The organism is Streptomyces sp. NPDC048255, from assembly GCF_040652415.1.
Taxonomy (GTDB): domain Bacteria; phylum Actinomycetota; class Actinomycetes; order Streptomycetales; family Streptomycetaceae; genus Streptomyces.
Genome location: NZ_JBEZMA010000039.1, coordinates 37,310 through 56,485 on the forward strand (window position 1 = coordinate 37,310; position 19,176 = coordinate 56,485).

17 protein-coding genes are annotated in these 19,176 nt (G+C 72.1%); 7 read left to right on the forward strand and 10 right to left on the reverse strand.

Translation table 11 applies throughout. The features are described from left to right. Window positions 1–293: 293 nt before the first annotated feature. Together AB0D94_RS26165 and AB0D94_RS26170 are read right to left on the reverse strand one after the other, a co-directional pair. On the reverse strand, window positions 294–1,535 hold the full coding sequence (locus AB0D94_RS26165; RefSeq protein WP_362056173.1) for a HAMP domain-containing sensor histidine kinase: 1,242 nt from the start codon (window positions 1,533–1,535) through the stop codon (window positions 294–296). 3 nt (window positions 1,536–1,538) lie between these two features. After that, window positions 1,539–2,192, reverse strand: coding sequence for a response regulator transcription factor (locus AB0D94_RS26170; RefSeq protein WP_030008767.1), 654 nt, complete (start codon window positions 2,190–2,192; stop codon window positions 1,539–1,541). A 246-nt stretch (window positions 2,193–2,438) separates the two neighbouring features. Between AB0D94_RS26170 and AB0D94_RS26175 the strand changes: the two genes are divergently transcribed. Further along, a complete protein-coding gene (locus AB0D94_RS26175) occupies window positions 2,439–2,612 on the forward strand; it encodes a hypothetical protein (RefSeq protein WP_266940539.1) in 174 nt (57 codons plus the stop codon). Window positions 2,613–2,745: 133 nt separating this feature from the next. Here AB0D94_RS26175 and AB0D94_RS26180 read toward each other — a convergent pair whose 3' ends face one another. Both AB0D94_RS26180 and AB0D94_RS26185 read right to left on the reverse strand, forming a co-directional pair. Next, window positions 2,746–3,558 (reverse strand): inositol monophosphatase family protein, encoded by an 813-nt coding sequence (locus AB0D94_RS26180; protein ID WP_362056176.1) that lies wholly within the window; start codon window positions 3,556–3,558, stop codon window positions 2,746–2,748. 107 nt (window positions 3,559–3,665) lie between these two features. After that, window positions 3,666–4,823 carry a ferrochelatase gene (locus AB0D94_RS26185; protein WP_362056178.1) on the reverse strand — a complete coding sequence of 386 codons (1,158 nt, stop codon included), beginning with the start codon at window positions 4,821–4,823 and terminating at the stop codon, window positions 3,666–3,668. Window positions 4,824–5,004: 181 nt separating this feature from the next. Here AB0D94_RS26185 and AB0D94_RS26190 point away from each other — a divergent pair, with 181 nt between their 5' ends. Together AB0D94_RS26190 and AB0D94_RS26195 are read left to right on the forward strand one after the other, a co-directional pair. Further along, the gene (locus tag AB0D94_RS26190) at window positions 5,005–6,279 is read left to right on the forward strand and encodes an MFS transporter (RefSeq protein ID WP_362056180.1); all 1,275 of its coding nucleotides are present in this window, start codon (window positions 5,005–5,007) and stop codon (window positions 6,277–6,279) included. Further along, window positions 6,212–7,558 carry a D-arabinono-1,4-lactone oxidase gene (locus AB0D94_RS26195; RefSeq protein WP_362056182.1) on the forward strand — a complete coding sequence of 449 codons (1,347 nt, stop codon included), beginning with the start codon at window positions 6,212–6,214 and terminating at the stop codon, window positions 7,556–7,558. Before AB0D94_RS26190 ends, AB0D94_RS26195 begins: the two co-directional genes overlap by 68 nt. A 19-nt stretch (window positions 7,559–7,577) precedes the next feature. On the opposite strand, the gene AB0D94_RS26200 is transcribed toward AB0D94_RS26195, so the two are convergent. After that, window positions 7,578–8,408 (reverse strand): hypothetical protein, encoded by an 831-nt coding sequence (locus AB0D94_RS26200; protein WP_362056184.1) that lies wholly within the window; start codon window positions 8,406–8,408, stop codon window positions 7,578–7,580. 521 nt (window positions 8,409–8,929) lie between these two features. On the opposite strand from AB0D94_RS26200, the gene sepH reads away from it, so the two are divergent. Next, entirely contained in the window at window positions 8,930–9,946 is a 1,017-nt protein-coding gene (gene sepH / locus AB0D94_RS26205; RefSeq protein WP_362056186.1) for a septation protein SepH, read from the forward strand. Window positions 9,947–10,070: 124 nt separating this feature from the next. On the opposite strand, the gene AB0D94_RS26210 is transcribed toward sepH, so the two are convergent. Next, the gene (locus AB0D94_RS26210; protein ID WP_362056188.1) at window positions 10,071–10,916 is read right to left on the reverse strand and encodes a sulfurtransferase; all 846 of its coding nucleotides are present in this window, start codon (window positions 10,914–10,916) and stop codon (window positions 10,071–10,073) included. A 180-nt stretch (window positions 10,917–11,096) separates the two neighbouring features. On the opposite strand from AB0D94_RS26210, the gene AB0D94_RS26215 reads away from it, so the two are divergent. Next, on the forward strand, window positions 11,097–11,906 hold the full coding sequence (locus AB0D94_RS26215; protein ID WP_362056190.1) for a VOC family protein: 810 nt from the start codon (window positions 11,097–11,099) through the stop codon (window positions 11,904–11,906). Here the strand turns inward: AB0D94_RS26215 and AB0D94_RS26220 are convergent. Together AB0D94_RS26220 and AB0D94_RS26225 are read right to left on the reverse strand one after the other, a co-directional pair. Beyond that, entirely contained in the window at window positions 11,857–12,567 is a 711-nt protein-coding gene (locus AB0D94_RS26220; RefSeq protein WP_362056192.1) for a hypothetical protein, read from the reverse strand. The genes AB0D94_RS26215 and AB0D94_RS26220 overlap by 50 nt on opposite strands. A gap of 264 nt (window positions 12,568–12,831) precedes the next feature. Continuing rightward, on the reverse strand, window positions 12,832–14,046 hold the full coding sequence (locus AB0D94_RS26225; protein WP_362056223.1) for an MFS transporter: 1,215 nt from the start codon (window positions 14,044–14,046) through the stop codon (window positions 12,832–12,834). A gap of 238 nt (window positions 14,047–14,284) precedes the next feature. On the opposite strand from AB0D94_RS26225, the gene AB0D94_RS26230 reads away from it, so the two are divergent. Then, window positions 14,285–14,866 carry an NAD(P)H-dependent oxidoreductase gene (locus AB0D94_RS26230; protein ID WP_362056194.1) on the forward strand — a complete coding sequence of 194 codons (582 nt, stop codon included), beginning with the start codon at window positions 14,285–14,287 and terminating at the stop codon, window positions 14,864–14,866. Between the two features lie 48 nt (window positions 14,867–14,914). Here the strand turns inward: AB0D94_RS26230 and AB0D94_RS26235 are convergent, their stop codons facing one another. Next, a complete protein-coding gene (locus AB0D94_RS26235) occupies window positions 14,915–15,964 on the reverse strand; it encodes a polyprenyl synthetase family protein (RefSeq protein ID WP_362056196.1) in 1,050 nt (349 codons plus the stop codon). Between the two features lie 239 nt (window positions 15,965–16,203). Between AB0D94_RS26235 and AB0D94_RS26240 the strand changes: the two genes are divergently transcribed. Continuing rightward, window positions 16,204–16,872, forward strand: coding sequence for a hypothetical protein (locus AB0D94_RS26240; protein WP_362056198.1), 669 nt, complete (start codon window positions 16,204–16,206; stop codon window positions 16,870–16,872). Window positions 16,873–16,955: 83 nt separating this feature from the next. Here the strand turns inward: AB0D94_RS26240 and AB0D94_RS26245 are convergent, their stop codons facing one another. Next, a complete protein-coding gene (locus tag AB0D94_RS26245) occupies window positions 16,956–19,016 on the reverse strand; it encodes an MMPL family transporter (protein WP_362056200.1) in 2,061 nt (686 codons plus the stop codon). Window positions 19,017–19,176: the final 160 nt, after the last annotated feature.

Consider the following 19,176-nt stretch of genomic DNA (forward strand, 5'->3'; position numbering starts at 1 on the left):
TGCCTCACATCAAGGTCTGTTACTCAATCGACACCCAGCCGCACGCCTTGAGGAGCAATTGGCTGGGATGACGACCGGGACCGTACACGGTCCGGGGGCCGTCTTGCACAAACGCCACCCCGTGCATTTACCGCCATCAGGGGGACCGGAAACCCGGACTTCCCGGGCGTTCCGGCCGTCCCGGGGTCACTGAACGCACATGGGCCGACACCGGGCACTGTGATCGATCACACAGGGCGAAGTGTTTTCATGGACCACGAGTTCAGCCACCAGCGAACACAGGGCGGCGGATCTCACAAAGGAAGAGTGACACGCATCACGAGGCCACCGCCCTCGCGGGGCGTCGCCTGGATCCTTCCGCCGTGTGCGCGGGCCACGGAGCGCGCGATCGAGAGGCCGAGCCCGACACCCTTGTCGCTGCCCGTTCGCTCCGTACGCAGCCGTCTGAAGGGCTCGAAGAGGTTGTCCACCTCGTACGCGGGAACAACGGGACCCGTGTTCGAGACCAGCAGGACCGCCTGGCCGTGCTGGACCTCGGTGGTGACCTCCACCCAGCCGCCCTCCGGCACGTTGTAGCGCACCGCGTTCTGCACCAGGTTGAGCGCGATCCGCTCCAGCAGCACGCCGTTGCCCTGGACCACGGCGAGCGCCCGCTCGCCCCGGATGTCCACGCCCTTGGCCTCGGCCTCGCCGCGCGCCTGCTCGATGGCGCGCGAGGCGACCTCCGCCAGGTCCACGGGCTTGCGCTCCACTATCTGGTTCTCGCTGCGGGCCAGCAGCAGCAGGCCCTCCACGAGCTGCTCGCTGCGCTCGTTGGTGGCGAGCAGGGTCTTGCCGAGCTGCTGGAGCTCGACCGGAGCCCCCGGATCGGAGAGGTGGACCTCCAGCAGGGTCCGGTTGATCGCGAGCGGCGTCCGCAGCTCGTGCGAGGCGTTCGCCACGAAACGCTGCTGGGCCGTGAAGGCCCGCTCCAGCCGGTCGAGCATCTCGTCGAAGGTGTCGGCGAGCTCCTTGAGCTCGTCGTCCGGCCCGTCCAGCTCGATCCGCCGGGTCAGGTCGGAGCCGACCACCCGGCGGGCGGTCCGGGTGATCTTGCCGAGCGGCGAGAGCACGCGGCCGGCCATCGCGTAGCCGAAGGCGAAGGCGATGATGCTGAGCCCCAGCAGGGCCATCAGCGAGCGGCTCAGCAGGTCGTCCAGGGCGTGCCGGCGCTGTTCCAGCGCGCAGGCCTTCATCGCGGTGTTGAACTGTTCCAGCTGGTTGATGCTCGACACCGGGCAGGTGGTGCTGGTGACCTGGACGTTCTGGCCGCCGACGATCTCGTACATGAGGGCGTTGCCCTGCCGCAGCGCCTGCGCCGCCAGCAGGTAGATGATCGACAGCAGCAGGATGCCCGCGATCAGGAACATCCCGCCGTAGAGCAGCGTGAGCCGTATCCGGATGGTCGGCCGCAGCCAAGGGAAAGGACCCTCGGGCTGGCCGGGGTCCCAGGTCGGTTTCGGTGGCGTCGCGGGTGGCGCCGGGATGGCTGCCATCCGTCAGATCCGGTATCCGGAACCGGGCACGGTCACGATGACCGGCGGCTCGCCGAGCTTGCGCCGCAGGGTCATGACGGTCACGCGGACCACGTTGGTGAAGGGGTCGGTGTTCTCGTCCCAGGCCTTCTCCAGCAGCTGTTCGGCGGAGACGACGGTCCCCTCGCTGCGCATGAGGACCTCCAGCACCGCGAACTCCTTCGGCGCCAGCTGCACCTCCTTGCCCTCCCGGAACACCTCACGCCGGTTGGGGTCCAGCTTGATCCCGGCCCGCTCCAGTACGGGCGGCAGCGCGACGGTGGTCCGCCGTCCGAGCGCCCGCACCCGGGCGGTCAGCTCGGTGAAGGCGAAGGGCTTGGGCAGGTAGTCGTCGGCCCCGAGTTCGAGCCCCTCCACCCGGTCGCTCACGTCACCGGAAGCGGTCAGCATCAGCACGCGGGTGGGCATGCCGAGCTCGACGATCTTCCGGCAGACGTCGTCACCGTGTACGAGGGGCAGGTCGCGGTCGAGCACGACCACGTCGTAGTCGTTCACCCCGACCCGCTCCAGGGCGGCGGCGCCGTCGTACACGACGTCCACGGCCATGGCCTCCCGGCGCAGTCCGGTGGCCACCGCATCGGCGAGCAGCTGCTCGTCCTCGACGACGAGTACGCGCACGTATTTTCCTTCCTCCGAGCCCATCAGGGCAGACGTGTGGTGCGTCGTCCATCCTGCCCGTTTCAGCCGTAAACCGGCTGTAAGGCGTCACCCGCACGGGGCGGGCGGTGCGGAAGTGAGGATTCCTCGGCCTTACGAGGTTTCTGGGCCCAGGGTGCCGGGGAGGACGTCAGCACACCCCATCCACTCCCTGACGGCGGACTGCCACGTGCCGCCGCCGACCCACGAAGAGGGGGCGAACCCACCATGGACGCATTCACCGCGGGTCTCCTGCAGCGCATCAGGGCCACGCAGTCGGACCTCAGGCAGGCCCGCGAGGCGGGCGACGACTTCCTCGCGGAAGTGGAACAGGCGGAGCTGGAGGATCTCCAGCGCCTCGCCGCGGAACACGGGGTGCCCGTGACCGTCAGCGCCGGCTGATCCCTGTACCCGGAACCCCGGCCGCCGTCCCGCGGCGGCCGGGGTTCCTCCATGTCCAGCGGGCGGCGGGCCGGCCTCCGGGCTGCGCCCGGACCCGCGCCCCGAACGGCGGCGGGGCCGGATACGGCCCGGCTCAGTCGTGCCAGGCCCCGGCCTCGTCCAGCAGCGGCTGGAGGGAGGCGAAGACCGCCGGGGTAGCCGCCAGGGTGAGCTCCCCGGAGGCCCGCTCCCCGGGACGGCCGCCGGTCAGGGCGCCCGCCTCCCGGGCGATCAACTCGCCCGCCGCGAGGTCCCACGGGTTCAGCCCGCGCTCGTAGTACCCGTCCAGCCGCCCGGCGGCCACGTCGCACAGGTCCAGCGCCGCCGACCCGCCCCGGCGGATGTCCCGTACCAGGGGGATGATCCGCTGGGCCACGTCGGCCTGGTGGGCCCGCCGGGTCTGGACGTACGCGAAACCGGTGCCGACCAGCGCCTGGTCGAGCGGCGCGGCCGCCCGGCAGGCGAGCCGCACCGTGCCCAGCCACGCCCCGCCGCCGAGCACCGCGTGGTAGGTCTCCCCGCGCATCGGCGCGGCCACGACGCCCACCACGGTCTCGCCCCGGTACTCGGCCGCGATCGACACGCCCCAGCTCGGCAGCCCGTACAGGTAGTTCACGGTGCCGTCCAGCGGGTCGATGACCCACCGCACCCCGCTCGTGCCCGGCGTGTCCGAGCCCTCCTCGCCGAGCAGCCCGTCCTCGGGCCGCCGCTCCGCGAGGAGGCCGGTGATCAGCTTCTCCGCCGCGATGTCCATCTCGGTGACCACGTCGATGGGGCTGCTCTTGGTCGCCGCCACCGCCAGGTCGGCCGGCCGGCCGTCGCGCAGCAGAGCCCCGGCCAGCCGGGCCGCCTCCAGGCCCACGTCCAGCAGTTCGGCCTTCAGCTCTTCAGGGATCACTGGTCTCACTCCTCCGGGGGGTCTCGTACTCGATCATGCCCGATCGAGTACGAGGCGAGGCCCTCCTCAGGCTCCCCGGCTCCTCAGCTCCCTGGCTCCTCAGGCTCCCCAGCTCGTCAGGCGTAGGGGCTGTCCGCGCCCGCGGCCGCCGGCCGGGGCGCCCGGGCCGGGCAGCAGCCCACGGCGCACAGGTCGTGGCTCGGGCCCAGCAGGCCCAGCGCGCACCGCTCCACGGGCTCGCCCCGCTCGGCCGCGGCCCGCTCCAGCACCAGTTCCCGTACGGCCGCGGCGAACCGCGGGTCGTCGCCCACCGTGGCCGAGCGGGCGATCGGGAGTCCCAGTTCGGCCGCCTTCGCGGTGGCCTCCGTGTCGAGGTCGTACAGGACCTCCATGTGGTCCGAGACGAAGCCGATGGGCACCATCACGGCCGCGAGGGCGCCGGCGGCGTGCAGGGCCTCCAGGTGGTCGCAGATGTCCGGCTCCAGCCAGGGGATGTGCGCGGCGCCGCTGCGCGACTGGTAGACCAGCTCCCAGGGCAGTGCGGTGCCCTTCTCGGCCCGTACGGCTTCCGCGATCACCCGGGCGACGTCGAGGTGCTGCCTGACGTAGGCCCCGCCCTCGCCGCCGCTCGTGTGCTCCCCGGCGGGGCCGGAGGTGTCCGCCGCGGCCACGGGGATGGAGTGCGTGGTGAAGACCAGGTGGGCGCCGTCCCGCACCTCCGCCGGCAGCGACTCCAGCGAGGCCAGCACCCCGTCGGTCATCGGCTGTACGAAGCCGGGGTGGTTGAAGTAGTGCCGCAGCTTGTCCACCCGCGGCAGCTCCGTGACCCCCTCGTCCGCGAGTGCGGCCAGCGCGTCGGCGAGGTTCTCGCGGTACTGGCGGCAGCCCGAGTAGGAGGCGTAGGCGCTGGTGGCGAGGACGGCGATCCGGCGGCGGCCGTCGGCGGCCATCTCCCGCAACACGTCGGTCAGGTACGGGGCCCAGTTCCGGTTGCCCCAGTAGACCGGCAGGTCCAGCCCGTGCTCCGCGAAGTCCTTGCGCAGCGCGTCCAGCAGCCGGCGGTTCTGGCCGTTGATCGGGCTGACCCCGCCGAAGCCGAAGTAGTGCTGCCCGACCTCCTTGAGCCGCTCGCGCGGGATGCCCCGCCCGCGCGTGACGTTCTCCAGGAACGGCACGACGTCGTCGGGTCCCTCGGGGCCGCCGAAGGAGAGCAGCAGGAGGGCGTCGTAAGGGGCGGCGGGCCCGCCGGGCGGCGGGGAGAGCTGGTCTGACATGCATCGAATCCTGCCACCCGGCGTCCTCGGGCGGGAACCGGCCCGGCCGCCCGCCACCCCGCGCCGCCGACAAGGCGCCCCCAGCACCCGGGCAGCACCCGGGTCCGGCCTTTTCGCCGTGCGGGTGTCTTGTCCGCAGTCGTAACCTGTACGGGCCGCCGACGTCCCTTACGGAGATCCTTTGCCCAGCCCCTACCGCGCGATATTCGCCGCCCCCGGCACCAAGGCGTTCAGTGCCGCGGGCCTCCTGGGCCGGATGCCACTCTCCATGGTCGGCGTCGGCATCCTCACGATGATCTCCGAGATCACCGGCCGCTACGCGATGGCGAGCGCCCTCACCGGCACCCTCGCCCTCGCCGCCGCGGTCATCGGCCCGCAGGTCTCCCGCCTGGTGGACCAGTACGGGCAGCGGCGCGTCCTGCGCCCCGCGACCCTGATAGCCGTGGCCTCCGTCAGCGGACTGCTGCTGGCCGCCGCGAACGGCCTGCCGGACTGGACCCTGTTCGTGTGCGCGGCGATCGCGGGCTGCGTGCCCAGCGTCGGCTCGATGGTCCGGGCCCGGTGGACCGTCATCTACCGGAACTCCGCGCGCGAGCTGCACACCGCCTACTCCCTCGAGTCGGTCCTGGACGAGGTCTGCTTCATCTTCGGCCCGATCCTGGCCATCGGACTGTCCACCACCTGGTTCCCCGAGGCCGGCCCGCTGATCGCCGCCGTCTGCCTGCTGGTCGGCGTCTGGCTGCTCACCGCGCAGCGGTCCACCGAACCCGAGCCGCACCCGCGCGGCGAGCACACGGACCGCGCCTCCGCGCTGCGCTCCCCCGGCCTCCAGGTGCTGGCGGGCACCTTCGTGGCGACCGGCGCGATCTTCGGCTCCATCGACGTGGCCACCCTGGCCTTCGCCGACGAGCAGGGCCACAAGTCCTCCGCCAGCTTCATCCTGGCCATCTGGGCGCTCGGATCCTGCCTCGCCGGCATCGTCTTCGGCCTGCTCCATCTCAAGGGCCGGACCGAACTGCGCTGGGTACTGGGCGTATGTGCGATGGCCGTGAGTATGATCCCCCTCCTACTGGCCGGGAACCTTCCGATCCTGGCCGTGGCGCTCTTCGTCTCGGGCCTCGCCATCGCTCCCACGATGATCACCACGATGGCCCTGATCGAGGCGCACGTACCACGCGCGAAGCTGACCGAGGGCATGACCTGGATCAGCACCGGCCTCGCGGTCGGCGTCGCGATCGGCTCCTCGGTGACCGGTCTGGTCATCGACGCGGCCGGCGCACGGAGCGGGTACGTCGTCTCCCTCTCGGCGGGGGCGGCCGCGGCGGCGGTGGCGTTCGCGGGATACCGCCGGCTGACGAGGCCGGCGCAAGGGGAGGAGCCTTCTAGCGATGGCGGACAAGCCGACGAGGACGACAGCGGGGACAGCAGGGAAGAACGTTCCGGCCGCGTGGCGTAACTGGGCGGGCAACGTCACCGCCACGCCCGCCCGTACGGTGACCCCCCGCTCGGTCGGGGAGCTCCAGGAGGCGGTGCGCCGGGCCGCCGAACAAGGCCTGCGGGTGAAGGCGGTCGGCACGGGCCACTCCTTCACCGCGGCCGCCGCGACCGACGGCGTGCTCGTACGGCCGCAGGCGCTGTCCGGGATCCGCGAGATCGACCGGGCCGCCGGCACCGTCACGGTGGCGGCGGGCACGGTGCTCAAGGACCTCAACCTGGCCCTGGCCGCGGAAGGCCTCTCGCTCACCAACATGGGCGACATCATGGAGCAGACGGTGGCCGGCGCCACCAGCACCGGAACCCACGGCACCGGCCGCGACTCGGCCTCCATCGCCGCCCAGATCCGCGGCCTGGAGCTGGTCACCGCCGACGGGCAACTGCTGCAGTGCTCGGAGAAGGAGAACCCCGAGGTCTTCGCGGCGGCCCGGGTCGGCATCGGCGCGCTGGGCATCGTCACCTCGCTCACCTTCGCCGTCGAGCCCGTCTTCTTCCTGACCGCCCGTGAGGAGCCCATGGGCTTCGACCGGGTGACGGCCGAGTTCGACCAGCACTTCGCGGAGAACGAGCACTTCGAGTTCTACTGGTTCCCGCACACCGGCAACTGCAACACCAAGCGGAACAACCGCAGCCAGGGCCCCGCCGCCCCGCCCTCGGCGGTGAGCGCCTGGATCGAGGACGAACTCCTGTCCAACGGCGTCTTCCAGGCCGCCAACTCCCTCGGCCGCGCGGTCCCCGCCGCCATCCCCTCGATCGCCCGGATCGCCAGCCGCGCCCTGTCGGCGCGCACCTACACGGACATCCCGTACAAGGTGTTCACCAGCCCGCGCCGGGTGCGGTTCGTGGAGATGGAGTACGCCCTCCCGCGCGAGCGGGTCGTCGAGGCGCTGCGGGAGCTGAAGGCCATGGTCGACCGCTCCGGCCTGCGGATCAGCTTCCCGGTGGAGGTGCGGACGGCTCCGGCCGACGACATCGCGCTGTCGACGGCCTCGGGGCGCGAGACCGCCTACATCGCCGTGCACATGTACAGGGGCACGCCCTACCAGGCCTACTTCACGGCCGCCGAGCGGATCTTCACCGAGTACGGCGGGCGCCCGCACTGGGGCAAGGTGCACACGCGGGACGCGGAGTACTTCGAGCAGGTCTACCCACGGTTCGGCGAGTTCACCGCGCTCCGCGACCGGCTCGATCCGGACCGGCTGTTCGGCAACGACTACCTGCGGCGCGTCCTGGGCGGGTGAGCCCTGGCCGGCCGGCGGGTCAGGGGGTGTCGGGCTGCTCCTGCCCGCCGCCGGTGCTGCCGCCTCCGGTACTGCTGCCTCCCGTGCCGCTGCCGCTGGTGCCGGGCGTCCCGGCGCCCGGGCTCGGGGGCGCGGTGGACGGCGGGGGCGTGGGCGCGGGCGTGGACGGGGGCGGGGTGGGCGTCGGGGCCCCCGGGTGCGAGGTGCCGGGATCCGGGCTCGGGCCGCGGCCGGCGCCGCCGCCGGTCGAGCCGGAGGGGTCCGGGGAGGTCCCGGGCCCGGGGCTCTTCCCGCCCTCCTCGGTCCCGGTCCCGGTGTCCGCGCCCGTCTCCTTGCCCGGCCGTTCCTCGGACGGGGCGGGCCGGTCCTGGTGCACCGTGCGGGTTCCGCCGGAGAAGATGGTGCCGCCGCCGCTGCTGACGGAGGTGCCGGCGACCGCCTCGTACGTCCCGAGCGCGCCCAGGGAGATGGCGAAGGCCGCGCCGGCGGCGACCGCCGTGCGCTTCCAGCCCCGTACGCGGGTGCCGTGGACGGTGGCCTCGCCGAACTCCTCCGCCGGCGGGACGGGTGCCTCCGCGGCGACCTGACGGGCCTTCGGCCGGGCCGACTCGCGCAGCTGGTCGCCGGTGCGGCGGAAGAAGTGCTGGATGACGGGTCCGCCCGCGGTGGCGACCACGCTCACCACACCGGCGCCCAGGATGGTCCCGTAGACGCCCATCTTCGAGGCGAGCAGGGCTGCCGCGACGGTGGCGAGGGAGCTGCCGGCCACCTGAGCCGCACTCAGGTCGAGCCTCTTCCCGTCCGGCTTCTCCGATTCGGCACCGTGCGTAGCCTTCTGACCCGTCGCCATCCCCTGTGTGTCCTGCCTCTCGCGCGTCCGACGCTTTCAGCAGTTAGTGACACCTGAGCGAAACGGATAGTTCCATTTCTGGCGATTCTGTGAAGCAGGACACCAGGAAACGCGTTCGAGCACTGATGGGGCCCGACGGAGGGCAGCCCAACTCCCGCCGTCCGAGAGAAGTTCGGCGGCGCGGCGGTCCACCCAGGTGGCCCGAATGGAGTACTGTGGCGAGCCCTGGGGCCGTCCTTCCTTACGGATGTCCGGACTCGGGAGAGGGGGCCGGCTGATGGAAAACGGCACTCAAGACCGGTGATGCCGCGGTATTGCACGGGTTCCTGCTGCGCACAGTAATCGTTCCGTCACTGTGCGTGCCCAACAGGTAACCGTGCCATAACGGCGATCAAGGGCGCATGCCCGACACGCCGGTTTAACTCGGCAAGGTTGTGGCAGGCTGCACCCGGGCAGGCCACACTCGACTAGCGGAAGCAGCGACGCACGTGACGTCGGCAGGCACCACCCGGGAGGTCCCCATGCCCGAACTGCGTGTCGTGGCCGTCTCAAATGACGGCACACGACTGGTGCTCAAGGCTGGGGACAGCACGGAGTACACGCTTCCGATCGACGAGCGCCTGCGCGCCGCCGTGCGCAACGACCGCGCGCGCCTGAACCAGATCGAGATCGAGGTGGAGAGCCACCTCCGCCCCCGTGACATCCAGGCCCGTATACGAGCCGGTGCCTCCGCTGAGGAGGTCGCCCAGCTCGCCGGCATCCCCGTCGACCGCGTACGCCGGTTCGAGGGCCCCGTGCTCGCCGAGCGCGCCTTCATGGCCGAGCGGGCCCGCAAGACCCCCGTGCGCCGTCCCGGCGAGAACACCGGACCCCAGCTCGGCGAGGCCGTGCAGGAGCGGCTGACGCTGCGCGGCGCCGAGAAGGAATCCGTCCAGTGGGACTCCTGGCGCCGCGACGACGGCACCTGGGAGGTCCTGCTCGTCTACCGGGTCGCGGGCGAACCGCACTCGGCGAGCTGGACGTACGACCCGCCGCGCCGGCTGGTCGTGGCCGTGGACGACGAGGCCCGCTCGCTGATCGGCGAGTCGGACGACCTGCCCGCCACGCCGGAGCCGAGCTTCCCCTTCGTACCGAGGATCGCGCGGCTGCCCCGCGACCGGCCGCTGGACCGCGCCCTCGACCGGCAGCTGGAACGGCCCACCCCGCCGGCTCCGGATCCGGAGGAGGAGCGGGACACCCTGACCAGCCTGCTGGAGGCCGTCCCGAGCTTCCGCGGCGACATGGTCGTCCCGGACCGCACCGAACCCCCGGCGGAGGAGCCCGAGACGGAGGAGCCGCCGGCTCCGGCCGCCTCGGCGGGCGCGGGCTCCGCGTACGCCGACGTCCTGATGCCCCGCACGGTGGCGGGCCACCGCGACCGGCTGACCGGCACCACCGACCGGCAGGCCGAGGCCGACGGGGTCCGCCCCGGCCGGCGCGCGGCGGTGCCGAGCTGGGACGAGATCGTCTTCGGCACGCGCCGCAAGAAGCAGGAGTAGCACCGGCGCCCGGGCTCCCGGCCGGACTTCCGGTCCGGGCCGGCCCGGGTGGGGGCCGGTCCTGGGCCGGCCCACCCGGTCCTGCGCCTACCCGGCCTTCGGGCCGGGCGGGCGGTTTCGGGGGCTACTCGGGGTCCGGGCCCGTGGCCACCGGGCGGGCCGGGTCGGAGGACCACTCCGACCAGCTGCCCGCGTACAGGTCGGCGGCGATCCCCGCCACCTCCAGCGCGAGCACCTCGTGCGCGCCGGAGACCCCCGACCCGCAGTACACCCCCACCGGGGCGCCGGCCGCCGCGCCGAGTCCGGCGAAGCGCGCCCGCAGGGCGCCGGCCGGCAGGAAACGGCCGTCCGGACCCACGTTCTCCGTCGTCGGGGCCGACAGCGCGCCCGGGATGTGGCCGCCGACCGGGTCGATCGGCTCGACCTCTCCGCGGTAGCGCTCCCCCGCCCGGGCGTCCAGCAGGACCCCCGCCCGGGCGCGCGCGGCGGCTCCGTCCGCGTCCAGCAGTCCCAGCGCCCCCGGAGTTGGCTTGAAATCGCCTTCGGCGGGAGTCACCCGATCGGCTGTCACCCCGCCTCCCGCCTCCGTCCACGCGGCCAGGCCCCCGTCCAGCACTCGCACGTCCGGGTGACCCGTCCAGCGCAGCAGCCACCACGCCCGGGCGGCTGCCCAGCCCTGGCCGCCGTCGTACACGACCACCGGCGTCTCCGACGTGACGCCGGCCCGCCGCATCACCGCCCCGAACGCCTCCGGGTCGGGCAGCGGGTGGCGTCCGCCCGACCCGGGCGGACCTGCCAGTTCCCGGTCGAGGTCGATGTACACGGCGCCCGGGAGGTGCCCCGCCTCGTACGCGGGCCGCTGGTCGGGTCCGCCCAGCTGCCAGCGGACGTCCAGCAGCACCGGCGGCCTCGGACCCGACAGTTCGCTCGCCAGTTCGGCGGCGGAGAGGATCGCAGAATTCGCACTCATGGAGGCCATCTTCCTCCCCGCCCCAAACCCGTGTAACAAGGGCGTCATCGGCGGGGCGCACCGATCCGGTCATCTCGCTCCGACGCCCCCGCGATGCGGCGCGGCCGGGGCGCGCCGGGCCCCGCGGAGTGAAAGCATTCAGCGACACGCGGAAGCGGCACGACGGAGGAGACGCTTGACATGACCGAGGCATCGGGAGCTACGCGGCGCACGCCCGGCACACCGTGCTGGGTGAGCCTCATGGTGCACGGCCTCGGGACCACGGAGGACTTCTACGCCGATCTGTTCGGCTGGGAGTACGAGCCGGGCCCCGAACAACTCGGTCCGTACGTCCGGGCCCTGCTGGCCGGCCACGAGGTGGCGGGCATCGGCGAGATGCCGCCGGACCGGCATCTTCCGGTGGCCTGGACCACCTACCTCGCCACGGACGACGCCGACGCCACGGCCGAGGCGATCCGCTCCTGCGGCGGCACGGTCGCGGTGGGGCCGCTGGACGCCGGTATCGCGGGACGGGTGGCGATCTGCTCGGACCCGCTGGGCGCGATCTTCGGGATCTGGCAGGCCGAGACCCACCTGGGCACCCGGCTGCACGGGGAGCCGGGCACCCCGGTCTGGAACGAGCTGATCACGCAGGACACGTCGACCGTCGGCAAGTTCTACGAGCACGTATTCGGCCACGAGGCACAGACGCACGGCGCGGCCTCCGAGGAGTTCGACTACCTGACCCTGCGGCTGGAGGGCCGCCCGGTGGCCGCCGTACGGGGTGTCGGGCGCTCCCTGCCGCACGACCGGGGGCCGCACTGGATGGCGTACTTCGAGGTCGAGGACACCGACCTGGCGGCCGAGCGGGTCACCGGCCTCGGCGGCCGCGTCGTCGAACCGCCCCACGACGGGCCCATCGGCCGGCAAGCCACGGTCGCGGACCCGGAGGGCGCGGTCTTCACCCTCGTCCGCTCAGCCGGCCGCGGCCCAGGGCGCGGCGGATCGTGATGCCGTAGCGGACGCGCAGCCGGCGCAGCTCCCACAGCGAGAGCGCGGTCACCGAGAGCGGCGGGGCCAGCAGGAACAGCAGGCGCACCGGGAGCGGTGCGTCGACGGGCGCGTCGTCGAAGAGCTGCACGACGAAGAGCGACCAGACCAGCACGGGCGAGAGCATCGGCGGCAGCACCTCGTGGACGTCGGCGGTCCGGAAGGCGTGGTGGACGCAGAGCACCGCCGAGGCGAGCGCGAAGGGGATGAAGAAGAGGCCGGCGATCGCCCCCAGGCCGTAGGCGAAGCTGCTCATGTGCGGCAGCCCGTACGACATCACCAGGACGGTGGCGAGCAGTGCGCCGATGGCGGTGGCCGGACCGCGCAGCCGGGCCCGGTAGAAGGCGGGGCCCGGCGGCCGGGCGGACAGGACGAAGGCGGCGAGCGCGAGCGGTCCGAGCACGAGCAGCAGTCCGGCGCTGATCAGCACCTCGGCGAACTTGTCCTCGATGACGCCGCCCGCGCCCTCCCGCAGCGGGTACGACAGCACCAGCCAGCACCCGGCGAGCAGGCCGATGGCGGTCCGGGCGATCTGCGCGCGCCGGATCGCCTCGTCCACGATCCGGTCGGGGCGCGCGGGCCGGTGGACCCGGGCGGCCAGCTCGAAGGGCGCCCGCACCACGCGCACCCACCCGGGCCGCCGGACCGGCGCGGGCGTGTACGCGGATCCGGATCCGGATCCGGGCGCAGGTCGGTATGAACTCAAGGCGTCGTTCCCCCCGGGACGATGATCATCGACAACGGCAGGACCCTACCGAACGGCCGGGCACGTCAGAATGTGACGGGCGCTTTCGGCCAAGCGGCCATGGGCCGGGGCGCGGAAGCACCCCGTGGTGAAGCCGCTGCCGGGCCTGCCTGCCTGTCCGTCTGCCTCCCGGTCACAGCACTAGGCGGTGTCGGGGCGGCGGCTGGCGGACGCCGGGCGGGCGAGGCGGGTCGCGAGGGCCAGGCCGGTCACCGTCAGGGTCGGCAGGAGGACGCGGACGTCCACGAGGGCCACCAAGCCGGCGCCCAGGGCCAGGGCCACGGCGTTCGGGACGAAGATCAGGGTGTTGGCGGTGGCGGCCGTGCGGCCCAGGACGGCGTCCGGGGTCTCGCGCTGTACCGCCGTCAGGGCGGCGATCAGTACGCACGGCAGCCCGATGCCGATCGCCGCGCTGCACACCAGGGCCACCGCGTCGGACGGCAGGGCGCGGCCGCCGGCCCCCAGCGCGAACAGGGCGATGCCCAGGGCCGCGACCCTGCGTTCGGGCAGGCGGCGCAGGAGCGGGCCGGCCGCGATCCCGACGGCGACGGAGCCGGCGCCCTGGACGGCGTACAACACCCCTACGTACGCGGGGGTGTGGCCCAGCACGTCGTCGGCGACGGCGTAGATCAGGGCGCCGTTCAGCCCGGCCAGGAACATCACCGCCGCGCCCGCCAGCACCAGCGGCCACAGCACGGGCGAGTCCCTCAGGAACCGTGCACCGGCCGTCAGTTGTGCTCGGGCCCCCTCGCCGGGCTCCGGACGCGGCGGCGGCTCCTCCCGTACCCGCAGGAGCGCGTACACCCCCGCCGCCAGCGCGAAGGTGACCGCGTCGAGCAGCGCCACCGACGGTCCGCCGAACCGGGCGAACAGCCCCGCCGCCACCAGCGGCGCGACCAGCTTCATGCCCTCGTTGGCGGCGAGCCGCAGCCCGTTGAAGTCGCCGAGGATCCCCGGGCCGACCGCCTTGGGCAGCAGCGCGGCCTCGGCGGCCTCATGGACCGTGCCGCTCACCCCGTACAGCAGCAGGACGGCGAACATCAGCCACACCCGCTCCGCGGAGTCGACCAGGAGCAGGACGGGCAGCAGCAGCGCCATCCCGAGGCTGAGCCCGACCAGGAGCCGCTGCCTCGGCATCCGGTCGGCCAGCGCCCCCAGCGCCGGGCCGGCGAGCGTCGGCGCCCACATGGCGAAGACCGTCAGGGCGGCGAGACTGTCCGAACCCGTCAGCGACTTCACCCAGATGCCCGCGGCCAGCCACATCGCGGTCGTACCGAACCCCGACACCGCCACCCCGGACAGGTACAGCCGTGCGTTGCGGTCCCGCAGGACCCGTCCCGTCGTCGTCGCCTTCATCACGCGGCCATCGTGCGGACTAAGGAGGCCCGTCGGCATCGGGCAACCGCCCTACGCGCGGTGGCCGGCGTACGGGCCCCGCTGAGCACCGCACCCCACCCGCCGAGCTGACGGACTGACAGTCCGGGTATTGTCCGCTCCCGTTACACCCGGTGAGGGTGGGAACAGCACCAGCGGGAAGCGCCTCCGCCGTCAGCCACGGCCGGGGCGGCGCCGCACACAACTGGAGGTACCTTTCATGTCTGAGCCGCTCCGCGTCGCAGTCATCATCGCCAGCGTCCGTGACGGCCGGTTCGGCCCGACGATCGCGAACTGGTTCACGGGTGTCGCCCGTGAGCGGGGGAGCCTGGACATCGACGTGATCGACCTGATCGAGCACGACCTGCCGAACCAGCTGTCGGCCACGCCCTCGGAGGCCACCCGGGCCGTGCTCGCCGGCGTCTCGCCCCGACTGGCCCAGGCAGACGCGTTCGTCGTCGTCACGCCCGAGTACAACCACTCGTTCCCGGCCTCGCTGAAGTCGCTGATCGACTGGCACACCACCGAGTGGCGGGCCAAGCCGGTCGGCTTCGTCTCCTACGGCGGCATGGCGGGCGGCATGCGCGCCGTGGAGCACCTGCGCCAGGTCTTCGCCGAGTGCCACATGGTCACGGTCCGCGACACCGTCGGATTCCACGGTCCTTGGGGCCAGTTCGACGAGCAGGGCGGCCTCATCGACCCGACCGAGGCGAACTCCGCGGCCAAGACCCTCCTCGACGCCCTGGAGTGGTGGGGCACCGCGCTGAAGGACAAGAAGGCGCAGGCGCCGTACGGCGGCTGACCGGCCTCCGCCCGGGTGCCTCGGGGCGACGGTGGGGAGGATCTCGCCTCAGCCGGTCTGGTCGGCCACGAAATCGCAGAGTGCGACGAGCGCCTGGAGCGCCGGGCGGGGCGGGAGCGCCCGCAGCGCCGTACGAGCCAGGTCCAGCCGCTCGTGCATCATCGCCTCGGCCTCGGCGAGGGCCGAGGAGCGGCGGAAGAGTGCGAGGGCCCGGCGCTGCTCGGCGGGTCCCACCGGCCCGGCGGAGAGCAGCTCGCGCAGCTCGGCGCCCCGCGGCGTCCTGTCGGCGAGCGCGAGCAGGACCGGAAGGCTGGCGACGCCCGCCTTGATGTCCTTGCCCTGTTCCTTGCCGAGCTGCTCCGTCGGAGCCTTGATGTCGAGCAGGTCGTCCGCCATCTGGAAAGCGAAGCCGAGGTGTTCGGCGTACTCCCCCAACGCGCGTACCACCTGCTCGGGGGCGCCCGCCTGCTGGGCTCCGATCCGCAGCGACATGGCGAGCAGCGCCGCGGTCTTGCCTGATATCACCCGTAGATAGTGCGTGATGGGGTCCTCGCCCGCACCGGGTCCGACGAGCTCGTGGAGCTGCCCCTCCACGAGCCGTCCGGCCACCTCGGCGTTCAGGGCGGTGGCCTCGGGGCCCAGATCGGCGGCGAGGCGGGCGGCCTTGGCCAGCAGGAGATCGCCCGCCAGCACCGCGAGCCGGTCGCCCCAGCGGGCGTTCGCACTCGGTACGCCGTGCCGGGTGGCGGCGGCGTCCATGACGTCGTCGTGGTAGAGCGAGGAGACGTGCACCAGCTCCACGATGACCGCCGCCCCGGTGATCCCGTCCTTCCATGGGTCACCGAACTCGGCCCCGAGCAGCACCAGCAACGGGCGCAGCCGCTTGCCCCCCGCCGCCGCGAGGTGGCCGGCCACGTCCGCGATCCTCGGGTCCTCGGCGCTCTCCGCGTGGGCGGCCAGTTCCTTCTCCGCCGCTTCGAGCCCGCTGCGCAGGCGCCGCTCGAGTCCCGTGTCATCGAGGGCAAGCCGGCGGAGCATGGCCGCCCTGCGCATACGGGAGGGCCCCGGCCCTCCGTACACCGCCTTGAGTGTCTTCATGGCCGCCACGGAATCTCCCCCATCACCTGTGCGGAACGGGTTGAGGCAGACATACCCGCTCGAACCGATACCACTGTTCCAGCAGCTCGATCGGCGCCACCACTGCTTGGCATGAAGCTGCCATCGGCTGACCGCGGCGGGATGGTTTGTCATCTTCCTGCGATGCACGGAAAGATCAACTACAGGGAAACCCGACCCTGTTACGTTCCCCAGCGAACTCACCGAGAGGGAACGGGAAATTGCACAAGAACAGAATGCTCTTCGCGGCCGCGGTCGCGGCCATGGCCGTGCTGGCCGGGACCGCAGCGCCGGCGACCGCGTCCGAGACCGCGCCGCAGGACACCGCCTGCGCCGAGGTCAAGCTGCCCAGCACCCTGCCCGTGCCGCCGCCCGGGATGTCCGCCCAGCAGGACGTGAGCATCGGTGCGGACTGCGCCCCCGTCCTGGGGCCGGTACGGTTCGTCCCCGTCGCGCCCGCGGACAAGGCCTCTTCCCTCGCGGTCGCGGCTGCCGACGCGCCCACGGGACGCCAGGTGCGCAGCTGGTCGGAGATGTACGACTGCTGCAAGATCCGCATGACGGCCCTTTACACGACGTCCACCTGGGACACCGTCAACGGTCAGGTCACCAACCCCGTGACCGTGATGAGCCACGCGGCCAACCGCGAGCCCTGGAACGCCGGATGGTCACTGACGTCGTCCCACAAGAGTGAGCAGAACTCCGGTGCCCTCGTCACGGCCCACGCGGAATTCGGCTACCGCGGAATCTTCGACCTCGGCGGGAACTGGTACGCGAACACGCATGACACGACCGTGCAGCTGAACGGCGACGGAACTGCCTCCTGCACGTTCGACATCACACTGCGGCACACGTTCATCGGGTGGAACTCGGTCCGCGGCTGCTCCTGAGCGGACCTGCCCCTCCTGAGGACAGTGCGCGAGGTCGCGCGTTTCCCCGGTGCCCGCACCGGGGAAACGCGCGACCTCTGTTGTTACTTGGCGGATCCGGCGGCCATCGCCGGTTCCTTCAGCTCGTCACCGGTGCCGGGCCCGGCACCGGGAGCGGTGCGGTGCCCGGGCCACCAGGCCTTCGCGCCGAGCAGCATGGTCACCGTCGGCACGAGGAGCAGGGCCATGACGAACGCCGTCAGCAGGATGCCGAAGGCCACGGCGAAGCCCATCTGCTGCAGCAGCGAGTTGTTCGCGAGCATCAGCACGCCGAAGGTGCCGGCGAGGATGACCGCCGCAGAACCGATGGTCGGCGCGGACTGCGCCACGGCCTGCTTGACGGCTTCCCGCGGGGAGGTGCCCCGTTGGACCTCTTCGCGCAGTCGCGCCACCATGAGGATGTTGTAGTCGGTCCCGATGGCCACGACGAAGAGGTACACGATGACGGGCAGCATGAAGAGCAGCCCGGTCTCGCCCTTGGCGCCCTGGAACAGCCAGACGGTGGCGCCGAGCGTCGCGGCGAAGCCGAGGCCCACCGAGATCATCAGGTACAACGGGGCCACGACGCTGCGCAGCAGCAGGCCGAGGATGATCATGATCGCCAGACCGGCGACCGGGAACACGAGCTTGTAGTCGTGGTTCACCGCGTCCTCGATATCGGCCAGCACGGCCGTGGTCCCGCCCACAACTGCCTTCGACCCTTCGGGGGCCGACTTGTGGACGGTGTCGCGAAGGTCGCCGGAGACCAGGGCGATCGCCTTCTCCGAGGCCGGCCGGTGCTCCAGCACCACGCTGAACTGGGCGACGTCGCCCGCGGCGCTCATGAGTGCCGGGGACACGTCGTTGACGCCCTCGGTCTTCGCCACCTTGCCGCGGAAGTCCTCCAGGGCGGCCCCGTCGAGCTTGGCCCCGCCCTGCGACGTGACGAGGATCAGGCTCGGGTCGGTCTGGCCGGCCGAGAAGCCCTGCTGGAGCTGCTCCATGGCCTGTACGGATTCGAGGTTCTTCGGAAGGGAACTTTCGGAGTCGAACTCGGCCTTGAATCCGAGCGCTCCCACAGCCAGCACCACCAGCACACCGGCGGAGACGGCGGCGACCGCTGCCGGGCGGCGCGAGACCGTGTCGCCCAGCCGGTTGGCAAGGCGGCTCTTCGGCGTCCGCTTCCATGCCTTGGACGGCCAGAACGCCTTCGTTCCCAGCAGCGAGAAGACCGCCGGAACGAGAGTGAGTGCCGCGACGAGCGTGACGGCGACCGCGATCGCCAGCGACGGGCCCATCGCCTTCAGGCTGCCCATGCTGGACAGCAGCAGGGCGAGGAAGGCCACGATCACGGCACCGGCCGCCGAGGCGATGGTCTCGCCCACGCGGGCGACCGCGTCGGTCAGGGCCGCCTTGGGCTCCTGTCCGGCCCGCAGGTGCTCGCGGTAGCGGAAGAGCAGGAACAGGATGTAGTCGGTGCCCACACCGAACAGCACGACGATCAGGATGGCGGAGATCCCGCTGTCCGCCTGCAGTCCGGCCACGTCGCTCGCGATCGCGATCAGCGCCATCGCGACGGTGAACATCACCGCGATCATCAGCACGGGCAGGAAGGCGATCAGCGGGCTGCGGAAGATGGCGGCGAGAAGCACGATGATCAGCACCAGCGTGGCCATCATGATCATGGCGTCGGTGTCGCCCGAGGACTCGCCCGCATCGAGCGCGGACGCGGCCGGGCCGGTCACACCGAGCTTCAGGGCGGTGCCGTCGAGGAGCGGCTTGGCGTCCTGCCGCAGACTCTTGACCGCCTCGATGACGGCCTCGTCGTAAGGGTCGTCGACCGACGGGACCACGGTCGCCAGCGCGATCTCGCCGTTGGGGGAGACGGCGTCCGGGCTCGTCTCCACCTTCTTGATGTTCTCGTACTTCTTGTCCTGCAAACCGGCGGTGACCTTCGCGACGTCCGCCTTGTCGGCATCCGTCAGCTTGCCGCCGTCGGTCCGCTGGAACACCGCGATGGCGGCCGACTCCTCGCTTTGCGGGAAGGCGGCTGCCGCCGTCTTCGCCGCCTGAACCGATTCATAGTGCGACGGCAGGAAGTCCGCCTGGTCATTCGTCGGTTTCAATGAGGGCGCCAAGGCACTCAGCGCTACCGCCGCAATGATCCACGCAACAATCGTCAGCCAAGGCCGGTTGACAGAGAACCGTCCTATTCGTCCGAACATGGAGCTCCTTCAACATCATTTCCGATACTGTCCGATAACCGCGACAGGACGACATCACTGC